The organism is Pseudomonas sp. GCM10022186, from assembly GCF_042656385.1.
In the GTDB taxonomy this organism is placed as follows: domain Bacteria; phylum Pseudomonadota; class Gammaproteobacteria; order Pseudomonadales; family Pseudomonadaceae; genus Metapseudomonas.
The window spans coordinates 117479-134644 of record NZ_JBHSOU010000076.1; the positions used below are offsets into that span (position 1 = coordinate 117479).

18 protein-coding genes are annotated in these 17166 nt (G+C 66.6%); 7 read left to right on the forward strand and 11 right to left on the reverse strand.

Annotation, left to right across the window (positions count from 1 at the left end; translation table 11 throughout):
* Positions 1-23: 23 nt before the first annotated feature.
* The 4 genes from ACFPU0_RS28410 to ACFPU0_RS28425 are packed head-to-tail and all read right to left on the reverse strand — an operon-like array spanning position 24 to position 3941.
* Entirely contained in the window at positions 24-1058 is a 1035-nt protein-coding gene (locus tag ACFPU0_RS28410; RefSeq protein WP_377696637.1) for an extracellular solute-binding protein, read from the reverse strand.
* Positions 1059-1073: 15 nt separating this feature from the next.
* Positions 1074-1880 carry an ABC transporter permease gene (locus ACFPU0_RS28415; RefSeq protein ID WP_377696638.1) on the reverse strand — a complete coding sequence of 269 codons (807 nt, stop codon included), beginning with the start codon at positions 1878-1880 and terminating at the stop codon, positions 1074-1076.
* A complete protein-coding gene (locus tag ACFPU0_RS28420) occupies positions 1880-2806 on the reverse strand; it encodes an ABC transporter permease (RefSeq protein WP_377696639.1) in 927 nt (308 codons plus the stop codon). Before ACFPU0_RS28420 ends, ACFPU0_RS28415 begins: the two co-directional genes overlap by 1 nt.
* A gap of 19 nt (positions 2807-2825) precedes the next feature.
* Positions 2826-3941: an ABC transporter ATP-binding protein gene (locus tag ACFPU0_RS28425; protein ID WP_377696640.1), complete on the reverse strand. Its 1116-nt coding sequence runs from the start codon at positions 3939-3941 to the stop codon at positions 2826-2828.
* A 247-nt stretch (positions 3942-4188) separates the two neighbouring features.
* Between ACFPU0_RS28425 and ACFPU0_RS28430 the strand changes: the two genes are divergently transcribed.
* Positions 4189-5088 carry a LysR substrate-binding domain-containing protein gene (locus ACFPU0_RS28430; protein WP_377696641.1) on the forward strand — a complete coding sequence of 300 codons (900 nt, stop codon included), beginning with the start codon at positions 4189-4191 and terminating at the stop codon, positions 5086-5088.
* Between the two features lie 200 nt (positions 5089-5288).
* Here ACFPU0_RS28430 and ACFPU0_RS28435 read toward each other — a convergent pair whose 3' ends face one another.
* The 4 genes from ACFPU0_RS28435 to ACFPU0_RS28450 form a co-directional block, all read right to left on the reverse strand.
* Positions 5289-6206: a biotin-dependent carboxyltransferase family protein gene (locus ACFPU0_RS28435; protein ID WP_377696642.1), complete on the reverse strand. Its 918-nt coding sequence runs from the start codon at positions 6204-6206 to the stop codon at positions 5289-5291.
* Complete coding sequence (locus ACFPU0_RS28440; protein ID WP_377696643.1) at positions 6203-6916, reverse strand: 5-oxoprolinase subunit B family protein; 714 nt, start codon at positions 6914-6916, stop codon at positions 6203-6205. Before ACFPU0_RS28440 ends, ACFPU0_RS28435 begins: the two co-directional genes overlap by 4 nt.
* Positions 6913-7656 carry a 5-oxoprolinase subunit PxpA gene (locus ACFPU0_RS28445; RefSeq protein ID WP_377696644.1) on the reverse strand — a complete coding sequence of 248 codons (744 nt, stop codon included), beginning with the start codon at positions 7654-7656 and terminating at the stop codon, positions 6913-6915. The genes ACFPU0_RS28440 and ACFPU0_RS28445 overlap by 4 nt, the downstream gene beginning before the upstream one ends.
* Before the next feature lie 75 nt (positions 7657-7731).
* On the reverse strand, positions 7732-9015 hold the full coding sequence (locus tag ACFPU0_RS28450) for an MFS transporter (protein ID WP_377696645.1): 1284 nt from the start codon (positions 9013-9015) through the stop codon (positions 7732-7734).
* A 293-nt stretch (positions 9016-9308) separates the two neighbouring features.
* Between ACFPU0_RS28450 and ACFPU0_RS28455 the strand changes: the two genes are divergently transcribed.
* Both ACFPU0_RS28455 and ACFPU0_RS28460 read left to right on the forward strand, forming a co-directional pair.
* Positions 9309-10262: a LysR family transcriptional regulator gene (locus ACFPU0_RS28455; RefSeq protein ID WP_377696646.1), complete on the forward strand. Its 954-nt coding sequence runs from the start codon at positions 9309-9311 to the stop codon at positions 10260-10262.
* A 95-nt stretch (positions 10263-10357) separates the two neighbouring features.
* Positions 10358-11155 (forward strand): putative hydro-lyase, encoded by a 798-nt coding sequence (locus ACFPU0_RS28460; protein WP_377696647.1) that lies wholly within the window; start codon positions 10358-10360, stop codon positions 11153-11155.
* A gap of 64 nt (positions 11156-11219) precedes the next feature.
* Here the strand turns inward: ACFPU0_RS28460 and ACFPU0_RS28465 are convergent, their stop codons facing one another.
* The 3 genes from ACFPU0_RS28465 to ACFPU0_RS28475 all read right to left on the reverse strand — a co-directional run bounded on the left by ACFPU0_RS28465 (position 11220) and on the right by ACFPU0_RS28475 (position 12757).
* Positions 11220-11930 (reverse strand): rRNA pseudouridine synthase, encoded by a 711-nt coding sequence (locus tag ACFPU0_RS28465; RefSeq protein ID WP_377696648.1) that lies wholly within the window; start codon positions 11928-11930, stop codon positions 11220-11222.
* Between the two features lie 161 nt (positions 11931-12091).
* Positions 12092-12403: a YgaP-like transmembrane domain gene (locus ACFPU0_RS28470; RefSeq protein WP_377696649.1), complete on the reverse strand. Its 312-nt coding sequence runs from the start codon at positions 12401-12403 to the stop codon at positions 12092-12094.
* 75 nt (positions 12404-12478) lie between these two features.
* Positions 12479-12757 carry a hypothetical protein gene (locus ACFPU0_RS28475; RefSeq protein WP_377696650.1) on the reverse strand — a complete coding sequence of 93 codons (279 nt, stop codon included), beginning with the start codon at positions 12755-12757 and terminating at the stop codon, positions 12479-12481.
* Positions 12758-12970: 213 nt separating this feature from the next.
* Here ACFPU0_RS28475 and ACFPU0_RS28480 point away from each other — a divergent pair, with 213 nt between their 5' ends.
* From ACFPU0_RS28480 to ACFPU0_RS28495, 4 genes are all read left to right on the forward strand, one after another.
* Complete coding sequence (locus ACFPU0_RS28480; RefSeq protein WP_377696651.1) at positions 12971-13474, forward strand: DUF1772 domain-containing protein; 504 nt, start codon at positions 12971-12973, stop codon at positions 13472-13474.
* An 86-nt stretch (positions 13475-13560) separates the two neighbouring features.
* Entirely contained in the window at positions 13561-14301 is a 741-nt protein-coding gene (locus ACFPU0_RS28485) for a sulfite exporter TauE/SafE family protein (RefSeq protein WP_377696652.1), read from the forward strand.
* A gap of 66 nt (positions 14302-14367) precedes the next feature.
* Entirely contained in the window at positions 14368-15192 is an 825-nt protein-coding gene (locus tag ACFPU0_RS28490; protein ID WP_377696653.1) for a class I SAM-dependent methyltransferase, read from the forward strand.
* 349 nt (positions 15193-15541) lie between these two features.
* Positions 15542-16960, forward strand: coding sequence for a sensor histidine kinase (locus ACFPU0_RS28495; RefSeq protein ID WP_377696654.1), 1419 nt, complete (start codon positions 15542-15544; stop codon positions 16958-16960).
* Positions 16961-17166 lie beyond the last annotated feature (206 nt).

Below are 17166 nucleotides of genomic sequence, written 5' to 3' on the forward strand. Positions count from 1 at the left end.
CCGCGTGGGCGGGGCCGGGCGCATCAGCGCATCAGGTTGGTCCAGACCCGGTCGGCCAGGCGGATGGCGCCTGCGCCGCAGGTCTTGCTGAACAGCACCTTGGTGCCTTCGGGGATGTGCAGCTCCGGGGCGTCTTTCAGGCTGGCGTCCAGGTAGGGCTCCACGCCCTTGACCGGGCTCTGGTGCTTGAGGAAGTTCTGGGTCAGCGCGGCGTTCTCCGGCTGGCTGAGGAAGGCGATGAAGCGCTTGGCGTTATCCGGGTTGCGCGCGCCCTTGGGGATCACCAGGTTGTCCACCCAGGCCATCACCCCTTCCTTCGGATAGAGGTAGCGCAGGCTCGGCTTCATCTCCCGGGCGCGCATGGAGGAGCCGCCCCAGAACAGCGACATGTCGATCTCGCCCGAGGCCAGGTTCTCGCGGATGGAGCCGGCCTTGGAGCTGTAGGTCTTGACGAAGGGCTTCTGCGCCTTGAGCAGGTTCAGCACCTGCTGCATCTGCTTGGGGTCTTCGCTGCACAGGGGGATGTTCAGGTAGACACTGGCGGCGTCTATCACCTCGCTGGCCGAGTCGAACATGTTGATCCTGCCCTGCAGCTCCGCCGGCGGCTGGAACAGCAGCGCCAGGCTGTCGGTCGGGCCCTTGTAGGTGGCGGTGTCCACCACCACGCTGGTGGTGCCCCAGATGAAGGGCACGGAATAGGCGCCTTCAGGGTCCCAGGTGGGTTTCTTCAGGTTGTCGACGATGCCCCCGTAGTAGGGTTGCTGGATCGGGTCGAAGCGCTCCAGCAGATTCTCCTGCACCAGGATCGGGACGAACTGGTGGGAGGGAATGGCCACGTCATAACCAGTGCCGCCCTGCTTGAGCTTGGCCAGCAGGGTCTCGTTGGAATCGTAGGAATCCACCGTGACCTCGATGCCGGTTTCCTTCTGGAACTTCTCCAGGATCTGCGGCGAGAAGTAGCCGCTCCAGCTCACCACGTTCAGTTGGCCGTCGGCCTGGGCGCCCAGGCTGAGGCCAAGCGCCAGGCCGGCGCCGAGGGTTTTCATCACTGCGTTCATGGGTTGGCTCTCCGGTTAGTGTTTTTTCTTGCCGAGCAGGTAGGACAGGGTCACGAACAGCACGGAAACCCCGAGGATCAAGGTGGAAACGGCGTTCACGTCGGGCGTCACGCCCATCCGCAGCAGGCCGAAGATGAAGATGGGCAGGGTGGTGGTGCCGGCCTGGGAGACCATCATCGAGATCACGAAGTTATCCAGCGAGACGATGAAGGCGAGCATCAGCCCGGAGACGATTCCCGGCATCAGCAGCGGCAGGGTCACCTTGCGGAAGGTCCGCCACTGGCCGGCGTAGAGGTCGGCGGCGGCCTGCTCCAGGGACAGGTCCATGTCGTCCAGGCGGGCGCGGATCGGCAGGTAGGCGAAGGGGATGCAGAACACCGTGTGGGCGATGATCAGGTTGCCGTAGCCGAGTGACAGGCCGAGGGTGGAGAACAGCGCCAGGGTGGCGACGCCGACCACGATCTCCGGCAGCACCAGGGGCAGCATGATGGCGCCGATGGACAGGCGCATACCCTTGAACTTCGCGCCCCGCGAGGTGCCCAGGGCCGCCAGGGTGGCGATGGCGGTGGCCGCCAGGCTGGCGCACACGGCGATCAGCAGGCTGTTGCCGGCCGCCTGGCGCAGCGCCTGGTTGGCGAAGGCGGCGCGGTACCAGTCGAGGCTGAAGCCGGTCCAGATGGTGGCCGACTGGTTGGCATTGAAGGACAGCACCACCAGCACCAGGATCGGCGCGTAGAGGTAGAGATAGAACAGGAAACTGAAGCCGCCGAAGCCTGGGAAATCCTGTACGCCCAGACGGGCCTTGCCGAACAGGCGCAGCATCACACACCTCCGCGCGCTTGGCGCTGGCGCTCGGCGCGTAGCGCATAAAGGGTCAGAACCAGCATCACCGCGGCCATCAGCACCAGGGACAGTGCGGCACCGAAGGGCCAGTTACGGGCATCGCTGAACTGCCGGAAGATCAGGTTGCCGAGCATCATCCTGGTCCCGCCGCCCAGCAGTTCCGGAGCGATCATGGCGCCGAGGCAAGGCACGAAGGTGAGGATGGCGCCAGCGAGGATGCCCGGCCGGGCGATGGGCAGCACCACCTTGCGCAGGGTGCGCCAGCGGCCGGCATAGAGGTCCTGGGCGGCCTCCAGCAGGCGCATGTCCATCTTCTCCAGGCAGGCGTAGATGGGCAGCACCACGAAGGGTGCGTAGGTGTAGACCAGTCCCAGCAGCACCGCTCCATCGGTGTAGAGCAGCTGCAACGGCTGGTCGATCAGGCCCAGGCCCATCAGGCCGCCGTTCACCACGCCGCTGCCGCGCAGCAGGAGGATCCAGGCGTAGGTGCGGATCAACAGGTTGGCCCAGAAGGGCACGGTGATCAGGAAGATCAGCAGCCCGCGCCTGTGGGCGGGCTGCATGGCCAGCCACACCGCCACCGGGAAGCCCACCAGCAGGGTGATGAGCGTGGTGGCGGCGGCGATGCCCACGGAGCGCAGGGCGATCACCAGGTAGGAGTCGGCGAAGGCCAGGCTGTCGTCCAGCTGGCGCTCGAACAGCAGCGACAGGTAGGACTCGGTGCTGAAGACGCGATTCACCCCGCCGTAGGGGTTGGCCTCCATCAGCGAGTAGGCGATCACGATCAGGATCGGCAGGATCAGGAACAGGCCGATGGCGGCCAGGGCGGGCGAGACGCCGAGGAAGCTCTGCATGGCCTGGCGGCGCGCCAGACGTGCGCCGGGCACAAGGGTTGTCGGGTTCATGGGAAGGGCCTCGTCGGGGTCAATCCAGCAGCACGCTGGCGCTGTCCGGGTCCAGCAAGAGGGCGGCGGACTCGCCGGGGCGGAAGCGCTGGCCGGCGCGGTTGGGCGTGCGCACGGTCAGACGGCTGCCATCGCCGAGGCTGACGTGGTAGTGCAGGTCGGTGCCGAGGTAGACCTGGTTGTCGACGCGGCAGGGGATGGCGCCGCTCTGAGCCGCCTCCACCAGGTGCAGGCGCTCCGGACGGATCGACAGGCAGACGTCCTGGCCGGGCTTCACGCCTTCGCGGGCGGCGGCGCGGAATGGCTTGCCGCCGGGGCCCTGGTAGATCGCCTGGCCGCCTTCCTCCTGCAGCAGGCGTGCCGCGATGAAATTGGTTTCGCCGATGAAATCCGCCACGAAGCGGTTGCGCGGCCGCTCGTAGATCTCGTCCGGCCGGCCCACCTGCTGCACCTGGCCTTCGGAGAGCACGGCGATGCGATCGGACATGGCCAGGGCTTCCTCCTGGTCATGGGTGACGAAGATGAAGGTGATGCCGGTGCGCGCCTGGATGCTTTTCAGCTCCTCGCGCATGGCCTGGCGCAGCTTGAGGTCCAGCGCCGAAAGCGGTTCGTCCAGCAGCAGCACCTTGGGATGCGGCGCCAGGGCGCGGGCCAGGGCGACGCGCTGTTGCTGGCCGCCGGAGAGCTGGCTGGGGCGGCGTTCGGCGAAGCGCTCCATCTGCACCATCGCCAGCATCTCGCGCACCCGTTCGGCCACCTGGGCGCGGCTCATGCGCTGGCCCATGGGGTGGGATTCCAGGCCGAAGGCGAGGTTTTCCGCGATGGTCATGTGGGGGAACAGCGCGTAGTGCTGGAACACGGTATTGACCGGGCGCCTGAAGGGCGGCAGGTCGGCGATGTTCTCGCCGTAGAGGAGGATTTCCCCGGCGCTGGGGAATTCGAAGCCGGCGATCATCCGCAGCAGGGTGGTCTTGCCGCAGCCGGAAGGGCCGAGGAGGGTGAAGAACTCGTTGTCGCGGATATCCAGGTCGACGTTCTTCAGGGCCACCGGCCCGTTCTGCGGATCACCATAGACCTTGCGGACCGAGCGAACCGACACCGCTGCCGTGGGCAACGGAACATGCACCGCATTCATCACTGCATCTCCTGTTCCCCGTGGTTCGGCTGGCCGCGCAGGCTGTCGGCCGGGCCCCGGTCCACGGGCTTTCGATTGTTGTTCTAGGCAGTCCCGGCAGTGGCCGGGCGTAACAGGGAGTAGATCGGGAGGTTGTTGTCGTTGGCTCCTCGGCACCGATCATCTGGCAGGGCATGCGGCCTATAAAGCTCAATTTTCTTACATGTGGTATTAAGAAAACTAACAGCCAGATAGGTCCGCGTGTTCCATGTCCATCCGTCGTCTGCCACCGCTCAATGCCGTGCGCGCCTTCGAGGCGGCCGCCCAGTTGGGCAGCTATGTCGCCGCGTCCAGGGCTCTGCACGTCACCCAGCCGGCCATCGGCCGTCATGTGAAGCTGCTGGAAGACTGGCTGGGGGTGCGGCTGTTCGAGCGCACCCCGCGTGGCGTCGAACTCACTCCGGCCGGACGCCAGTACCATGCGCGGATCAGCGCGGCCCTGGCGCAGATCGCCGATGCCGGAGACGAGGTGGCCCAGCAGGGCGCCGTGCGCTGGCTGAAGATCCTAGCCGTGCCGGCCTTCGCCAAGCGCTGGCTGACCCCCAGGCTGGAGGCGGTGAGCCGCATGCGACCGGGGCTGAAGCTGTTGATCGAGCCGAACTCCACCTTCACCGAGGTGGACGGGCGCAGCGCCGACCTGGGCATCGTCTACGGCATGCCCGGGCAATACGGCGGGGCCCTCGCCACGCTGTTGCGGCCCCGGGTCTTTCCGGTGTGCTCGCCGGAATACCTGGCTCGCGTCGGCCCGATCGAGCGGGTCGAGGATCTGGCCCGCCACCAGCTCATCCACTACGACAGCGAGTGGTGGAACCTCTGGTTCTCCCGCGTCGGTGTCGAGGTGCAGGTCAACCCCGATGTGCTCTACGTGAGCAACGACTATGTGCTGTCACTGGCCGAAAGCGGCCGTGGCATCGCCCTGGCCAACGAGGTGCTGGTGCGCAAGGAGCTGGAGGACGGTTCGCTGGTCAAGGCCGTGGATGTGGACGTGCCGCTGGAAAGCTACCAGCTGCTGACCCCGCCGGGGCGGGTGACGGCGGATGTGGCGTGGTTCCTGGAGTGGATTTCCGGAGCCTTGCGGGAGGAGTTCCCGGAGGGTTCTTCCGGGTAGGGGCGAATTCATTGGCGTGCCGCCATTGATGGGTTTCGCTTCGCTCTGGCGGAACGCCGCCCGCGCCATCCTGCGAACAGCCCGTGGGCTAGTTCGTAGGATGGGTGGAGCTTGCGATACCCATCAGCTTTGTCCGCATGGGTATCGCTCCGCTCCACCCATCCTACGAGGGGCTACTGCTCCGAGATACCCCACAGCGGTCACTGCCACCAACCCGCCAGCGCTTTCCTGTGCGCCTCATGGGCCGCTTCTTGTACGGTCGCCACGAAATGCAGGGTGGCGCCGGGCAGGCATTGGGCCAGGCGGGCCACGGACAGCGGGGTGAGGGCGCCGAGGCGGGGGTAGCCGCCGATGGTCTGGCGGTCGTTGAGCAGAACGATGGGCTGGCCGTCCGGCGGGACCTGCACGGCGCCCAGGGCGATGCCTTCGGAAATCATCGACTGGCGCTTGCAGGCAAGGGCAGGGCCGAGCAGGCGCACGCCCATGCGGTCGGCGCGGGTGTCCACCGTCCACTGGCTGTTGAAGGCATCGAACAGGCTCTGGCCGGAAAAGTCCCCGGCCTGGGCGCCGAGGATCAGCTCCAGGCTGGCTTCGCTACTGAGGTCGGGTATCCACTTGCGCGGCATGTCCCGCAACTGCCGGGCTTCGCCTTGCCAGCGCAGCCGGTCGCCGGCGGCCAGGGCCTTGCCGTCGGCATGCAGGCCGCCCAGTTCTTCCCTGGCTACCGTCGACAGGCTGCCCAGCTGGCGCTCGCCGTGGAAGCCGCCCGGCGCCGCGAGGTAGGCGCGGACGCCCTGGCGCGGGTGAGCGAAGGCCAGGCGCTGGCCGCTGCGCACCCTGAAGGCGCCCCAGGCTGGCAGTGGCTGGCCGTCGAGGGTGGCGCCCAGGTCGGCGCCGGCGATGGCCAAGGCGCCGTCGTGCTCACAGGTGAGGCTGAAGGCGCCCAGGCCGATTTCCACCACCACCGCATCCAGCGGGTTGCCCAACAGCCAGTTGGCCCAGCCCATGGACACCCAGTCCAGCGCGCCGCCCTGGGTCACGCCCAGGTGGCGGCAGCCGAAGCGGCCCTTGTCCTGGAGGAGGATGAAGGCTGTGCTTCTGTCGATGACGAGGCTCATTGGCAAGACTCCAGCGGGGTATCGTCGCCGCCCAGGCGGATGAATTCGGCGTGGTCGACGGGCTCGAAGCGCACCCGGTCGCCGGCCTGCAGCAGGCTGTAGCCGGGCAGGCCGAGGTCGAACAGGCGCACCGGCGTGCGCCCGAGGATGTTCCAGCCGCCGGGGCTTTCCACCGGGTAGACCGCCGTCTGCCGCTCGGCGATGCCGACGCTGCCGGGGGCGATGCGTTTGCGCGGCGTGGTCAGGCGCGGGGCCGCGAGGGCTTCCTCCACCAGGCCCATGAAGGCGAAGCCGGGGGTGAAGCCCAGGGCGAACACCTGGTATTCCCGCCGGCTGTGGCGTTGGACCAGCTCCGCCACGCTGATGTGCTTGCGTTGTGCCAGGGCTTCCAGGTCCGGCCCCACGCTGGGGTCGTACCAGGTGGGGATGACGTGGGTGCGGCCGCTGGCACGGGTCTCCGGGGTGAGGGCGGTCAGGGCGGTGGCGATCAGTTCGCGGGCCTGGCGCGGGTCCAGTCGCTGGAGGTCGTAGTGCAGCAACAGGGTGGTGTAGGAAGGCACCAGGTCCACCAGGGCTTCGCCGAAGGCCTCGCGCAACCGGGTGCCGGCGGCCAGCATCCAGGGCATGTTGGCTTCGTCGATGCGGTCGAACAGCCGCAGGATGAAGCTGTCGATGGCCGCCACTTCGATGCGCAGCTGCGGGGTGCTCATCGGGCCTCCAGTGCTTCACGTATGCGTTTGACCGCGGCCACCGACCCCGGGTTGTCGCCGTGTACGCAGAGGGTGTGGGCTTTCAGCGGCAACTCGCTGCCATCGCTGGCCCGCAGGGGTTCCCCACGGGCGAGGGCGATGGCCTGGGCCACCACCAGTTCCGGGTCGTGGTGCACCGCGCCGGGCAGGCTGCGGGACACCAGGTAACCCGCACCATCGTAGGCGCGGTCGGCAAAGGCCTCGAACCAGAGGGTCACCCCGTATTCGTCGCCGATGGCCTGGGCGACGCCGTTGTCGCGGGTGCTCATCAGCATCAGCGGCAATTGCGCATCGTAGGCGGCCACGGCGCGCATCACCGCGGCGAGGATGGCCGGGTCGCGCATCATGTCCTGGTACAGCGCGCCATGGGGCTTCACGTAGCTGACGCGGGCGCCCTGGGCGCGGCAGAGGCCGTCGAGGGCACCGATCTGGTAGAGCATCAGGTCCTCCACTTCGGCCGGGGTGCAGGCCAGGGAGCGGCGGCCGAAACCCACCAGGTCCGGGTAGCCGGGGTGGGCGCCGATGCTCACCCGGTGCTGCACCGCCAGGGCGATGGTGCGGCGCATGGTGCCTGGGTCGCCTGCGTGGAATCCGCAGGCGATGTTGGCGCAATCGATCAGCGGCATCACCTCGGCATCCAGGCCCATCTTCCAGGCGCCGAAGCTTTCGCCGATATCGCAGTTCAGTAGCAGTCTGCTCATGGTCAGTCCTTCAGGTAATGGGGTGCCCGGCTGCCGGCCAATGGCGCGGCAGCGGGTGGGTGCAGCTGAGTGGGATCAGATCTCGAGTTGCTTGCCGCGGGTTTCCGGCAGGCTGAGGGCGGCGAGGATGACCACCCCGTAGGACACCGCGGCGAAACCGCCGATGCCCACACCCAGCGGGACGTGCTGGCTGAGGATGCCGATCAGCATCGGGAAGAGCGCGGCGATGGCGCGGCCGATGTTGTAGCAGAAGCCCTGGCCCGAACCACGGATGCGCGTGGGGAACAGCTCGGTGAGGAAGGAGCCCATGCCGCTGAAGATGCCCGAGGCGAAGAAGCCCAGGGGGAAGCCCAGCCAGAGCATGGCGCCGTTGCTGACCGGCAGTTGGGTATAGAGCAGCACCACGATGAAGGAACCGACGGCGAAGAGGATGAAGTTCTTCTTGCGGCCGATCAGGTCGGTGAGGAAGGCGCTGATCACGTAGCCCACGTAGGAACCGAGGATCACCATCGCCAGGTAGCCGCCGGTGCCGAGTACGGTCAGGCCGCGTTCCGCCTTGAGGAAGGTCGGCAGCCAGGAGGTGATGGCGTAGTAGCCGCCCAGTGCGCCGGTGGTCAGCAGCGAGGCGCGCAGGGTGATGCTGAGCATGCCGGGCGCGAAGATCTCGTAGAAGTTGACCTTCTCGGCGCCCTGGTTGTGCTTCTGGGCTTCCTTGTAGATTTCCGGCTCCTTCACCAGGCGGCGGACGATGATCACGAAGATCGCCGGCAGCAGACCGAGCATGAACAGCGCGCGCCAGGCGTCTTCCGGCGCGAGGATACTGAACATCAGGGCGTAGAGCAGGGCGGTCATGCCCCAGCCGATGGCCCAGCCGGACTGCACCAGGCCCACGGCCTTGCCGCGATCCTTGGCCTTGATGACTTCGCCGATCAGTACTGCGCCGGCGGTCCACTCGCCGCCGAAGCCGAAGCCCATCAGGGTGCGGGCGATCAGCAGTTGTTCGTAGCTCTGCGCGAGGCCGCAGAGGAAGGTGAAGAAGGCGAACCAGAGCACTGTCAGTTGCAGGGTCAGCACGCGGCCGATGCGGTCGGAGAGGATACCGGCCACCCAGCCGCCGGCGGCGGAAGCGAGCAGGGTGAGGGTGTGGATCAGGCCGGCTTCGCCTGTGGTGATGCCCCAGATGGCGATCAGTGTGGGAATGACGAAACTGAGCATCTGGGTGTCCATGCCGTCCAGGCCGTAGCCTATCTTGCAGCTCCAGAAGGTCCGTCGTTCCTGCTTGCTGAGGGCCCGGTACCAGCCGAAATGGCCGCCTTGGTCGAGGTCCAGGCCGCCCGCGTGGGTCGCTTGTTTTTCCATGGGGTTCTCCGATCGCTGTTCTTGGCGTTGTATGAGCATTCGGCGGATGCGGAGTCGGCGCCCGCAGCCTGTGGGCGGATTCTTGTGTCGGGATCGCAACAGCGTCCAACTAATTAAACCGGCCGCCGGGGATAAGAAATTCCGATACCCGGCCTCTGTCGCGAGAACTGGAAATGCCCGCGGCCGAAGGACCGCGTTCGTCGTTCGCCGCCCCATCTGGCACAGGAAGTGCTTGAATCTACTGTATCTTTTCCCTTTTCGTCCTGTTCGACCCCTGCGCGCTGGAAACCGCCATGAACCTGAAGTTCCTTGAAACCTTCGTCTGGGTAGCCCGCCTGAAAAGCTTTCGCCTGACCGCCGAGAAGCTCTTCAGCACCCAGGCGTCCATCTCCAGCCGCATCGCGGTGCTGGAAGACGAACTGGGCGTGAAGCTGTTCGTGCGCGATTCCCGCGGGGTGACGCTGACGCCGGAAGGGCACAAGGTGCTGGAATATGCCGAACAGATGATGGACACCATGCATGCCCTGAAGCAGGCTATCGATACCAGCGCCGCCACCCAGGGGCGCATCCGCATCGGCGCCATGGATACGGTGATCCACACCTGGCTGAGCCCGCTGGTGTCCAGGGTGAACGAGCTGTACCCGGCGGTGGAGATCGAGCTGATGGCCGACACCGCGCGCAACCTCTCCGAGCAGCTGCAGAAGGGCTATCTGGACCTGATCTTCCAGACCGACCCGCTGCGCCACGAGTCGGTGCTCAACCTGGAGCTGGGCTGCTATCCGCTGTGCTGGATCGTCTCCACCGGTTCCATCTATCACCGCGACTACGCTTCCCTGGCCGAGCTGGCCCGCGAGCGGGTGGTGACCTTTTCCAAGCATTCGCGGCCGCACCAGGATGTGCTCAGCCTGCTGCACGCCAATGGCGTGGCGTCCCCGCGTCTGAGCTGCGTGAACTCGGTGGCGGCCATGACCCGCCTGCTGCGCGACGGTTTCGGCATCGGCGCCTTGCCGCCGGCCCTGGTGAGCCAGGAACTGGAACGGGGCGAACTGACCATCCTGCGTATCGGCCCCATGCCGCCGAGCCTGCCGGTGGTGGTGTCCTGGCGCGGCGGTACCGGGCTGGAGCTGGTGGACCAGGTGGTGGACCTGAGCAAGGCGGTGGTGGCGCACTACGCCGAGAACGTGGGCAAGGAGCGCTTCCTGCCCGCCGAGCTGAAAAAGGGCGAAGGGCGCCTGCGGCCGCTGTGATTCAATTTTCCCGATGCCCGGCCCCGGAAAATTATTGTTGGACGGCCTGGCCGCCGCGCCCCTAAAAAACCCGAAACAACGACCGGAGCCGGCCCATGACCCCGCCTGACCTGCAGCAACTTGCCCAACTGTCCCCGCGCGAACTGCGCCGGCTGATCCGCCGCGGCGATTACAAAAGCCACACCAGTGGCCTGGGCCAGCGCCACCTGCAGGCCAATATCGTGATCCTGCAGAAGTCCTGGGCGGACGAGTTCCTGCGCTTCTGCGTGCTCAACCCGCGCTCCTGCCCGCTGCTGGATGTGACCGAGCCCGGCTCGCCGTACTTCGAGAAGCTGGGTGTGGATGTGGACGTACGCAGCGATGTACCGCGCTACCGAGTCCATCGGCGGGGGCGGGACTTCGAGGAAGTGACCGATATCGGCGAGCTCTGGGAGGCGGACTTCGTCGCCTTCGCCATCGGCTGCTCCTTCTCCTTCGAACAGGCGCTGCTGGATGCCGGCATCCGTCTGCGGCATATCGAACTCGGCCGCAACGTCGCCATGTACCGCACCGCCATCGACACCCATCCGGCCGGGCGCCTGGCGGGCAGGACGGTGGTGTCCATGCGCCCGCTGAAGGCGGCCGACGCCGTGCGCGCCATCGAGATCACCGCACGCTTTCCCATGACCCACGGCGCGCCGGTGCATATCGGCGACCCGGCGCTGATCGGCATCCGCGACCTCGCCGCCCCGGATTACGGCGACCCGGTGCCGGTGGCCGAGGATGAGATCCCGCTGTTCTGGGCCTGCGGCGTCACCCCGCAGGCCGTGCTGGCCGAGGCGGAGCCCGAGCTCTACATCACCCACGCGCCGGGGCACATGCTGGTGAGCGACAAGCTGTACGGGGAGGTGTGACGGGAGTGGAGCAGCGCTGTCGATGGGGATCGCTGCGCTCCACCCATCCTATGGTCAGGACCGGTCAGAACCGCTCTGTCGCGCCGAGGTAGCGCCACTGCCCGACAGGCACCTTGCCCATGGGCACGCCGCCGATACGGATGCGCTTCATGCCCACCACTTCCAGGCCAACAGCGGCGCAATAGGTGGCGATCAGGCCTGGCTTCGGGTTCTTCAGGGCGAAGCGAAGGTGGGTTTCGTTCTGCCAGCTGGCCTTGACCGGCGGCAGCTCCCGGTTCCTGACCCGGACACCGCGCTTGAGGCGGTCCAGCCCGTTCTCCAGCAGGGTGCCGGTCACCTCCACCACATACTCCTGCTCCAGCCTGGCAGCGTCTTCGTTCAGTTTGCGCAGGGCGCGCCAGTCCTGGGTGAGCACCAGCAGGCCGCTGGCGCCGGGCTGCAAGGGCAGGGTGCTGGTCAGGCGGGCGAAGTGGCTGCGGAGCAGGCGCACCTCGGCGCGGTCGTCCGGCCAGTGGCTTTGTGGCGACAGCAGGCCCTGGGCGGCGTCCAGGTCCAGCCCGGCGGGCTGGTTGAGCAGCAGCGTCATCGGCTCCAGTGGTGCCGGCGTGGCGCCGGGCAGCAGGGCCACGGCCTGGTCCGCGACCTTGAACTGGGGCTGCTCGATCACCTCGCCGTCCACCGTGACCCAGCCACCTTCGATGTACAGCTCCGCCTCCCGGCGTGAACAGCCGGTCAGTTCGACAACACGTTTGGACAAGCGGATGGGATCGGTCATGGGAGGCGCCGCGAGAGAATTTGGGGGCGCAATGGTAAACCCATTGCAGGGGTGACCGCTGCCGGGACTTTTCCGGCCGGTGGGCCGTTGATCCGCCGTCGCCTTCCCCGACAGCACCGGTCGCCACCCGCAGGCGGGTCCATTTGTCTCTGGAGGTGGGTTCAGGCCTGTGGCGCCTTGGTCGCGGATTCCTTCGCCAGCTTGTCCACCGCTCGTTGCAGGCGCTCCAGGTCGTCGCGCAAGTGGCGCAAGGCTTCGCCACGGTCGTGCAGCACTTCCTTCACATAGCAGTGACCGGTCAACCCGCGCAGCAGCAGGGCGGCACCGAGCCCGATGCTCCAGAGACCCGACAGGCCGCCTCGGTGGTACCCGTGCCGCGCCATCAGCAGGCCGCTCAGAATCGAGCCGGCCCGTTCCCAGCCGTGGACGTTCGGCTCATACGCCGGGCCCACGATCCGCCATTGGTTGTCCATGCTCGGTATCCTCCCGCGTTGGTTTGACACTTGACCGGCCTCGGGCGACGCGCGTTCAGCCACTGGGATGAGCGGTCAGCTGCGGGCGTGGCCTTTCGCGGCTTTCTTGCCATGACTCAGCAGGTACAGGCTGAGGATGAGTCGGGCCGACACCAGGGACAGCAGCCCCAGGATGCCGAACGCGATGATCAGGGTGACGCCGCCACGGGTGGCGGTGATCTCGGAAAACACCGCAAGCCCCACGGCCATCAGGAACATCACCACCCCGAACCATTGCACCGCCTGTACTCCACGGAAGATCGGCGACTGCCGGACCTCGCGCAGGAGCCGGCTGTATTCACTTTCATCGGCCATGCTTGTGTCCTCGGTAGTTCGAATGGCGACCGGGCGGCAGAAGTCCCCGGTTGGTCCAGAATGCATGGGGCAGAGGAGGGCAGGAAGATGGGCGACAAACGGGCGACCGCGCTTTGGGGCGAACCACCGGGCGTGCGGATTCGCCGAGGGCGGGTGGCAATCAACCTCGTCCGCGAACCCTGACGCATCCACACCAACTCCAAGGGGCCGACCATGGCATTCATCGACGACCTGGCCTTCCTGCTGGCCTTCCTCACCACCATCGCCTGCGGGCTGATGGGCGGGCTCTTCTTCGCCTTTTCCAACTTCGTGATGCAGGCGCTCGCCCGCATCCACCCCGAAGCCGGCATCGTCGCCATGCAATCCATCAACCGGACGGTGCTCAACCGCTGGTTCCTCGCCCTCTTCATGGGTACCACCGGCGCCTGCGCGCTGCTGATCCTCTATGCCCTTACCACCTGGGAGATGCCCGGCACCTTTTTCCTGTTGCTGGGCAGCCTGCTCTACCTGCTGGGCAATTTCACGGTGACCCTGGCCTGCAACGTTCCGCGCAACAACGCCCTGGCACGGTTGGACGCGGGGAGCCCGGAGGCGGTCGCCCCCTGGCGCCGCTACGTGGAGCAGTGGACGCGCTGGAACCACGTGCGCACCGGCACGGCGCTGGCGGCCGCGGGGCTGCTGATAGTGGGGATGTGCCTGATGCTGACGGTGGATTGACGGGCGAGGGGAGGCCGTCCATCCGCGGCGATTTTCCCGCCATAATGGCGCCCCTTTCCCATCTCCTATCGAACAGGCGGGCCCCGATGTCTTTCGTCGAGCTCTTTCTCCTTGGCGTTCCCGCCGTGTTGCTCACGGGCATTTCCAAAGGCGGCTTCGGCGGCGCCCTGGGCGGCATCGCGGTGCCGCTGCTGGCGCTGATGATGCCGCCCACCCAGGCGGCGGCCATCATGTTGCCGATCCTCTGCATGGCGGATATCACCGGCTTGCGCCGCTTCTACGGCAAGTGGGACGTGCGCAACCTGAAGATCATGTTGCCCGGCGCGTTGCTTGGCGTGCTGGCGGGCACCCTGAGCTTCGGCCTGCTCAGCGAGCGGCTGATCGGCCTGATGATCGGCGGCATCGCCATCGCATTCTTCCTGCTCAATGTGCTGAACGCCGCGGCGGCCCAGGCGCCCAGTGAACCGAAGGTGGCCAGGGGCACACTGCTGTCGGGCATCGCCGGCTTCACCAGCTTCGTCGCCCATGCCGGCGGCCCGCCGATCATGATGTACCTGCTGCCGCAGCAGATGGACAAGGTGCGCTACGTGGCCACGGTCAACTGCTTCTTCCTGCTGACCAACGCCATCAAGCTGGTGCCCTATGCGCTGCTGGGGCAGTTCACCACAACCAGCTTCACTGCCAGCCTGGCCCTCGCGCCGGTGGTGGTGCTCGGGGTGTGGCTGGGCATCTGGTTGCAGAGCCGAGTCAATCACAGCTGGTTCTACCGCATCGCCTGGGCGGGGCTGCTGGTGACGGGCGTGCAGCTGATCGTGCAGAACAGCTAGACGCCGGCCTTCAAGCGGGGCTAGGGTTGCAGCGCTTTTGACCCAGGGAAGAAAGGAGTTCTACCCATGAGCGATTCCATGCGACTGAACAAGGCCAACTGGGACGAGCGCGCGCCGCTGCACGCAGCGTCTCGGGAGTACGGGGTGGAGCGCTTCGTCGCCGAGCCCGGCTACCTGTCGGAGGTGGTGCGCTTCGACCTGCCGCGCCTGGGTGACATCGCCGGCCTGAGCGGCGTGCATCTGCAGTGTCATATCGGCACCGACACCCTCTCGCTGGCCCGGCTGGGCGCGCGGATGACCGGCCTCGACTTCTCGCCGGCCTCCCTCGAACAGGCACGCCTGCTGGCGCAGCGCTGTGGGGCGGAGATCGGCTTCGTCGAGTCCGACGTCTATGCCGCCGACCAGGTGCTGCCGGTGGGCGCTTTCGACCTGGTCTACACCGGCATCGGCGCCATCAACTGGCTGCCGCGCATCGATGACTGGGCGCGGGTGGTATCCGCCCTGCTGAAACCCGGCGGACGGCTGTTCATGCGCGAGGGGCACCCCATGCTCTACGCGGTGAACGAGGCGCGCGAGGATGCCCTGGTGATCGAGTACCCCTATTTCGAGCGAACCGAGCCAACGGTGTGGGACGACGACAGCAGCTATGTGGAAACCGACGCCAGCCTGACGGCGACCCGCACCCATGAGTGGAACCATGGCCTGGGCGAGATCGTTTCCGCGTTGCTCAGGCACGGCCTGCAGCTCACCGCACTGGAGGAGCACGACAGCCTTCCCTGGGAAGCCCTGCCGGGGCAGATGGTGCTGGATGAGGTGGGGGAATGGCGGTTGAAGCGGGACCGCTGGCGACTGCCTCTGAGCTACACCCTGCAAGCGGTGAAACGGGGGTAAGGCGGATCGGTCGTCTGCCCGGAGATAAAAGAAGCCGTCACGGCGCATGCAGCTTACGGGGGGAGGTGGCGGCCGTGACGGCTCTAACTGTCCTTTGCAAGGGGACGAACTTACGTTAGTCGAGGCCCGGCGCTGTCGCTGCGAAAACCACGGCAATATCCGACTTTGGTGTAACACCGTTTGTCGCCTGATCGGGAAGGGCCGGCCTGCTGCCGGCGATGCCGAGGTTCCGCCAGCTCGCTGCAATTTCCCGCGAGCCCTGGCTTACGGCCTGCCAGGGCGCCTGCTATAAGTCTGGGAGGTCAGGGGGGAGGCGCCTATGGACGTTGCGGCAATCTTGGGGCGGGTGATGGGAAAGGACGAGGTCGCGCCCACTGCGCAGTTCAATCTGCTGCGCTGGTTCTCCCTGATCAGCCTGGTGATCATCGGCACCGTGGCCATTGGCATTGGCACCGTTTCCACACGTTTCCTGGTGAGCGAAAGCCTGGAACGGGACGCCATGCTCTCGGCGCAGTTCATCCAGACCCTGGCCTTGGGCGAGATGCGCCATCACGGCCTCGAGGGCATGGAAATGGGGGATGCGCTGGTGCCACACCCCTACGGCATGCTTTCCAAGGGGGCGGCGGAGAGCCGGGAGCGCGCCCGTTCGGAGTTCCTCGACCACCTCTCGCACCTGCCGGACTCCCTGTTGGCCACCATCTACTCGCCGGACCGCACCGTGGTCTGGTCCACCAATCCCGGCCTGATCGGCCAGCGGATCGACAACGACGATGCCCTGGACGAGGCCTTCGAGTCGGGCGGACACGTCTCGGCGGAGTACAGCGAGGTGGAGGAGGGCAAGGTGGAGCAGAAGTTTCTGCGGGCGCCGAAAATATTCTTCATCGAGAACTACATCCCGCTCACGGATGCCCAGGGCCATGTGATGGCCATGGTGGAAATCTACAAGGAACCGGTGGACCTGATCGATCGGGTCAACCGCGGCTATCGGATGATCTGGCTGGCCACGGTGGTCGGCGGCGTACTGATCTACTTCGGCCTCTACTGGATAGTCCGGCGTGCCTCGTTGCTGCTGGCGGCGCAGCAGAACCAGCTGGTGGCCAACCGCACCTACGTTGGCCTGGGGGAGATGTCCTCGGCCGTGGCCCACAGCCTGCGCAATCCGCTGGCGTCCATCCGTTCCAGCGCCGAGCTGGCCCAGGAACTGGAGGGGCCAGCGGCGCGCAAATGCATCGACGACATCATCACCCAGGTCGACCGCATGTCCGCCTGGGTGCGCGACCTGTTGCTCTGCCTGCGGCCATTGCAGGGTGATTCGGAGCAGCTGGACCTGATTGAAGCGGTGCGTACCACCCTGGGCAACTTCGACCAGCAACTGGCGAAGTCGAAGATCGAAGTGGAATTCGGCGATGCGGCGGTGCCCTGGGTGGTGAGCCATCAGCTGCTGCTGGCGCAGGTGCTCAACAGCGTGATCGCCAACGCCATCGAGGCCATGCCCGATGGCGGCCGCCTGGGCATCCGTGCCACGCCGGACGCCAGCGGCCGCTGGTTGCACCTGTCCATCCAGGACAGCGGCAAGGGCATGTCGCGGCAGCAGGAGATGATGGCCTTCAAATCCTTCTACACCACCAAACAGGGTGGCCTGGGCATCGGTCTGATCATGGTCAAGCAGATCATGGAGCGCTTTGGCGGCAAGGCCAGCCTGACCAGCCGGGAGAACCAGGGCACCAATCTGTGCCTGAGTTTCAAGGTGGCGGACCAGGCCGAATGACGGATCAGCCGCTACTGGCCTTCGCCCTGCGGGCCGAAGGCTTGCCCTGGGAGGTAGGGCGGACAGCGCCTTTCTGTCCACCAGCGAGACCCGGCCGAACGCCCATGGTGGATCGATGAAGCGTGATCCACCCTACGGACTACGGACGGGGGCTTCCTTGTGGGGGCGAATTCATTCGCCATGCAGGCCGAAGGCCTGCCCCGGGA

Excerpts from the sequence above, each read along its gene's own strand:
- ACFPU0_RS28410 (WP_377696637.1), bottom strand. The coding sequence starts at position 1,058 with ATGAACGCAGTGATGAAAACCCTCGGCGCCGGCCTGGCGCTTGGCCTC.
- ACFPU0_RS28415 (WP_377696638.1), bottom strand. The coding sequence starts at position 1,880 with ATGCTGCGCCTGTTCGGCAAGGCCCGTCTGGGCGTACAGGATTTCCCA.
- ACFPU0_RS28420 (WP_377696639.1), bottom strand. The coding sequence starts at position 2,806 with ATGAACCCGACAACCCTTGTGCCCGGCGCACGTCTGGCGCGCCGCCAG.
- ACFPU0_RS28425 (WP_377696640.1), bottom strand. The coding sequence starts at position 3,941 with ATGAATGCGGTGCATGTTCCGTTGCCCACGGCAGCGGTGTCGGTTCGC.
- ACFPU0_RS28430 (WP_377696641.1), top strand. The coding sequence starts at position 4,189 with ATGTCCATCCGTCGTCTGCCACCGCTCAATGCCGTGCGCGCCTTCGAG.
- ACFPU0_RS28435 (WP_377696642.1), bottom strand. The coding sequence starts at position 6,206 with ATGAGCCTCGTCATCGACAGAAGCACAGCCTTCATCCTCCTCCAGGAC.
- ACFPU0_RS28440 (WP_377696643.1), bottom strand. The coding sequence starts at position 6,916 with ATGAGCACCCCGCAGCTGCGCATCGAAGTGGCGGCCATCGACAGCTTC.
- ACFPU0_RS28445 (WP_377696644.1), bottom strand. The coding sequence starts at position 7,656 with ATGAGCAGACTGCTACTGAACTGCGATATCGGCGAAAGCTTCGGCGCC.
- ACFPU0_RS28450 (WP_377696645.1), bottom strand. The coding sequence starts at position 9,015 with ATGGAAAAACAAGCGACCCACGCGGGCGGCCTGGACCTCGACCAAGGC.
- ACFPU0_RS28455 (WP_377696646.1), top strand. The coding sequence starts at position 9,309 with ATGAACCTGAAGTTCCTTGAAACCTTCGTCTGGGTAGCCCGCCTGAAA.
- ACFPU0_RS28460 (WP_377696647.1), top strand. The coding sequence starts at position 10,358 with ATGACCCCGCCTGACCTGCAGCAACTTGCCCAACTGTCCCCGCGCGAA.
- ACFPU0_RS28465 (WP_377696648.1), bottom strand. The coding sequence starts at position 11,930 with ATGACCGATCCCATCCGCTTGTCCAAACGTGTTGTCGAACTGACCGGC.
- ACFPU0_RS28470 (WP_377696649.1), bottom strand. The coding sequence starts at position 12,403 with ATGGACAACCAATGGCGGATCGTGGGCCCGGCGTATGAGCCGAACGTC.
- ACFPU0_RS28475 (WP_377696650.1), bottom strand. The coding sequence starts at position 12,757 with ATGGCCGATGAAAGTGAATACAGCCGGCTCCTGCGCGAGGTCCGGCAG.
- ACFPU0_RS28480 (WP_377696651.1), top strand. The coding sequence starts at position 12,971 with ATGGCATTCATCGACGACCTGGCCTTCCTGCTGGCCTTCCTCACCACC.
- ACFPU0_RS28485 (WP_377696652.1), top strand. The coding sequence starts at position 13,561 with ATGTCTTTCGTCGAGCTCTTTCTCCTTGGCGTTCCCGCCGTGTTGCTC.
- ACFPU0_RS28490 (WP_377696653.1), top strand. The coding sequence starts at position 14,368 with ATGAGCGATTCCATGCGACTGAACAAGGCCAACTGGGACGAGCGCGCG.
- ACFPU0_RS28495 (WP_377696654.1), top strand. The coding sequence starts at position 15,542 with ATGGGAAAGGACGAGGTCGCGCCCACTGCGCAGTTCAATCTGCTGCGC.